Raw genomic sequence first — 4,125 nt, forward strand, 5'->3', positions numbered from 1 at the left:
TAATACAAGGCTTCAATATAATTAAAAAATCTCAAAAAATAGGAATATTTAGAAAATCTTTATAAGTCTCATCTATCACAATAAAAAACTTAAGTGCTTGTTCCAATATCATAATTTATTGAGTAATTGTGCGACACAAATTGACATATATTGATACGAGCCGTGGTCAATTAAATTTGTAGTCACCTTGTTAACAGCAGGTTACACCTTTTTTACTGTCACAAATTTAACAAAAATTGATTTGAATATGTTTTGATGGAAACAGAAGACGTTTGTCTACGTATTTATATTTAAAGCGCCTACCAAGTAACTGTATAAAATATTTTATAGACTAGAGAACAAAATAGATTTTCTGCATCTATCCAATGGGATAGTATTTAGTTTTGCATAATTTTCTCATCCTTTTGGATGATTTGTTTTGAACAGAATGGGTTCAAGATTTAGTAAATCAGTATCAAACATGACCGAACAAATTATCAATAAGAAAATCAACAGCCAGAAAGCATTACTAAGAAGGCAGTTTGGATATTCTGTACGTAAATATGGATGTACACTCTTCTTGCTGCTATACTTAGCCTTCTTAACTTGATGGCATAGCATTGGGGTAAGCTATGCCATCAAAAACCAACGATTCTGACTCGATTTTTTTGTTTTGCTTGAATCCAGGGATACGTTAGTGTTTTAAATACAACTACCGCGCTGACAAAATTATCAGAGGCAAAGACTTATGTCGGAATCATTTGCAATTCAATTGCAAGTTATTTACACAGTTTCCTGTTGATTTTGACATTTATTGGGAATGGTTAGATTTTAGTAATCGACTGTGCAAAATCATTTGCAATGATGGCACGAACGGAAAAAGGTCGAGAAATAATAATGTGGTATTTAGAATTGGAAAAACAGTGGCGGTTGGGAAAATTTGATATATCACCAATGGGATTGCAAACAAAGCAACAATCATGAAATTAGATTCGATTTACTAATAAATTGGCAAAGTCTAGACAGGAATTCGCATCATAGCACTTTTAAAACTTCCACCTGACTGATATGAGAAGGAGTCTCACCAATGACCCAAGTCAAAGCAGAAAAACCTTCGTTGTTCTACCAATTAACCCATAGCGAGTGGTTAAAAACCGTGAAAGATTTAACCGGAACCCAAATCAAAGTTCTCTACTATATCCGCTCTCTCGACCCATTTGAGAATTGCAAACAGGAATACAGTGTGACTCAAATGGCATTGGATTTAGGATTGTCCAAAGGTGCTGTATCTAAAGCGCTGAAAAAATTAGAACAAGTCGGTGAGATAGACATGGAACTAGTGCAGGTCAAAATCCAAATTAGACCAAGCAAAAATAGTGACCACAATCCACCATACCCAATAGATAATACCCCTTGGGCAGCTTCCGATTCATCTACGGAGAAACAGAAAATACAATTAATTACTAACTGTACTGAGGAAGTGTTTCCTATAGGAAACGCGGTTTCCCAGGAGAAACCTGAGTTTCCCATAGGAAACTCAGATTTCCTAGAGGAAACAATCGACAGCCAGAACCTTTACTGGGAAAAGCTTCCAGACCCTCTAATATATATATAGAATATTTAGATATTAAGACTCTCTCAGAAGAGGAGAGAGAGAGATTTTTGGAATTTGCTTTCTCAAAAGCATCGGAGTTACCAACACCTCCAACTTTGCCAGGTAAATGGATTGAGGCAAACTTTGAAGAATTGAGAGAACTCTTTGAAAAACAAGAATCTTCAAGTAGATTGACACATTGCCGGGGTGGCAATAGTACAGAAGTTTTACTTTTTGAGAATTGTGATGCCAGTATCCATGAGGGACAATACCACACGCTGATGAGTCTTGGTTTGGCAAAATTTTGTGAAAATGCAACATCTTCGGCTTGGTATGAATGGGCGATCGCCAAATACCCAGAAAGATTTGTAAATATGCCGGAGTGAGAGAAGTTAGCGACTACAAAATTTAGACTTGTATTTGGATAGCTAAGTAGGTGGGTAGAAATAAACAGAACTATGTAACATTGAGGTAAATTTACCTCAAAGTCTTACCCCTACTCACTACTCACTATTCACTACTCCCTGACCACAACGATAATTTTTCCCGCTCACCTACTTATGTACGGAAGACAAGATAAGGTAATTAACTTTGCTTCGTCTGCAAGGAAGTTGCCACCCCATTGTTTAGAGGCAGAAGAAGCAATATTAGGAGGGATTTTACTTGACCCCAATGCAATTATGCGGGTTAGCGATCGCTTAAAACCGTACCATTTTTACTTCAATGCCCACCAACAGATTTACACATCGGCGCTTAGACTTTCGGCAACTGAACAACCAACAGATTTAATTGCGATCGCAAACTGGTTGGAAACAAAGGATTTATTATTTCGGGTTGGAGGTAGAAATAAATTACTTTCCCTGGTTGAAAGCTGCGTTAGTGCAGTGAATATTGATGTTTTGGCTGATTTGGTAATTGGAAAATGGAAACGGCGTGAATTGGGTCGATTGGGAACTCTAGCATTGGAGTTACAGCACTCTGCGGATGATGAAGTCACCCTAGAACAAGCATGTTCGCAATTGCAAACCCAGATTTACAATTTGCAGCAAGGGGAAAATACATCAAGTTCAAGTCATATTTCTGAGGTGATGACCGATACCTACCAAATTGTGGAGGAACGCAACCAACGATTAGCTCCATTGGGTATCCCCACGGGATTTTACGACTTTGACCTAATCATAAATGGTGGTTTCAATCGTGGAGATTTGGTAATAATTGCAGGTCGTCCATCGATGGGAAAGAGTGCGATTGCTGCCCAAATTGGTTTTAATGTGGCGCAGATGCAGAATCTCCCCGTTGTTTTGTTTAGCTTGGAAATGTCCAAAACCCAAATTGCTATGCGGTTACTGGCGAATGCGGCAAATGTTGAGAGCAATTATCTCAAAACTGGCAGGATTAGTAATTGTCAGTGGCAGCCAATAAGCACGGCAGTTAAAGATATATCAGAACTACCGATATATCTGAATGATTGTCCGACACCATCCCTAACTTATTTTGAAGCTGAATGTCGGCGAATTATGGCTTTAGAGCGTAGGGAATTGGGGCTTATGATAATTGATTATTTGCAACTGATGGGGGATGGAAACGTTAACCGTAACAATGAAATAGCGGCGATTACGCGAGGCTTAAAAAGACTGGCAATGAAGTTGCAAGTACCTATTATTTGTCTGTCTCAACTTTCCCGTGCCGTGGAGACGCGACCGAATAAACGTCCCATCCTCTCGGATTTGAGAGATTCGGGTGGAATTGAGCAGGACGGGGATAAGGTAATCATGTTGTATCGCGATGAATACTACAAACTTGATTCAATCGAACGGGGAATATGCGAAGTAATTGTTGTCAAACACCGAGATGGTGCGACTGGGACAGTCAAATTATTGTTCGATAATCAATTTGTCAAATTTAAAAATTTGGCTCGTTCTGGATGGTAAAAATAGTCAGTCATATACAATTTGCAATTAACAATTAAATAAACTGTGTAGCTTGCTCCCTCGCAATAGCGAGTATTCCAAATTCTTTGAATACCCATCCCTGAGAGCATCTGACCACGTTATCAGTTCGCATAACGTGGTCAGATGTAGGTTTTGCTGTTCAAAAAAAATGCGACCAAAAAATAATCTAGTGTTTTTTACTTTTAATCATGATTTTAATAGTATTCACAGTAACTAACTAAAAAAACAGATGAAAACGTCGTACCAATCAACATTTCATTCGTTACTAATCTATCTATTTTTAAATAACTGAGTTACTTGTAATCCTTGAAATAAAGGGAAATGGACAATATTTCTATGTAGACTACAGAGATGTATCTGTGCTTATTAAGCTAAAAAGACAGTAATATCTTGCAAGGCAAAGATATATAAAATACAGATTTTCATTTTATCAAGTATTTATACACAAACCAAATGCTAATATTTTGACAACAAAAATATATTATCTCATCAGAGAAAAATACAAGTTAAATATACTACAATTGGTTGATGCAAATTCCATCGATTGAGGGTTATTAGTAGGGAAAGAAAATTTTGTTGTGATTTCTATGCTCTCGAAAC

The 4,125-nt window shown here is 37.2% G+C and carries 4 protein-coding genes; all 4 read left to right on the forward strand.

All coding sequences use genetic code 11. The features are described 5' to 3' along the window. Positions 1–840: 840 nt before the first annotated feature. A complete protein-coding gene (locus CK510_RS34125) occupies positions 841–963 on the forward strand; it encodes a hypothetical protein (RefSeq protein ID WP_281257093.1) in 123 nt (40 codons plus the stop codon). A 103-nt stretch (positions 964–1,066) separates the two neighbouring features. Further along, positions 1,067–1,594, forward strand: a complete 528-nt coding sequence (locus CK510_RS27175; RefSeq protein WP_095724626.1) for a helix-turn-helix domain-containing protein — start codon at positions 1,067–1,069, stop codon at positions 1,592–1,594. Positions 1,595–1,641: 47 nt separating this feature from the next. Next, positions 1,642–1,959 (forward strand): hypothetical protein, encoded by a 318-nt coding sequence (locus CK510_RS27180; protein ID WP_095724627.1) that lies wholly within the window; start codon positions 1,642–1,644, stop codon positions 1,957–1,959. Positions 1,960–2,133: 174 nt separating this feature from the next. Then, positions 2,134–3,504, forward strand: a complete 1,371-nt coding sequence (dnaB, locus tag CK510_RS27185; protein WP_095724628.1) for a replicative DNA helicase — start codon at positions 2,134–2,136, stop codon at positions 3,502–3,504. Positions 3,505–4,125: the final 621 nt, after the last annotated feature.

It is taken from the genome of Brunnivagina elsteri CCALA 953 (genome assembly GCF_002289455.1).
GTDB classification, from domain to species: Bacteria; Cyanobacteriota; Cyanobacteriia; order Cyanobacteriales; family Nostocaceae; genus Brunnivagina; species Brunnivagina elsteri.

What these genes read in the sequence shown, in the direction of transcription:
- CK510_RS27175 (WP_095724626.1), top strand. Translation starts at nt 1,067, where the DNA reads ATGACCCAAGTCAAAGCAGAAAAACCTTCGTTGTTCTACCAATTAACC.
- dnaB (WP_095724628.1), top strand. Translation starts at nt 2,134, where the DNA reads ATGTACGGAAGACAAGATAAGGTAATTAACTTTGCTTCGTCTGCAAGG.
- CK510_RS34125 (WP_281257093.1), top strand. Translation starts at nt 841, where the DNA reads ATGATGGCACGAACGGAAAAAGGTCGAGAAATAATAATGTGGTATTTA.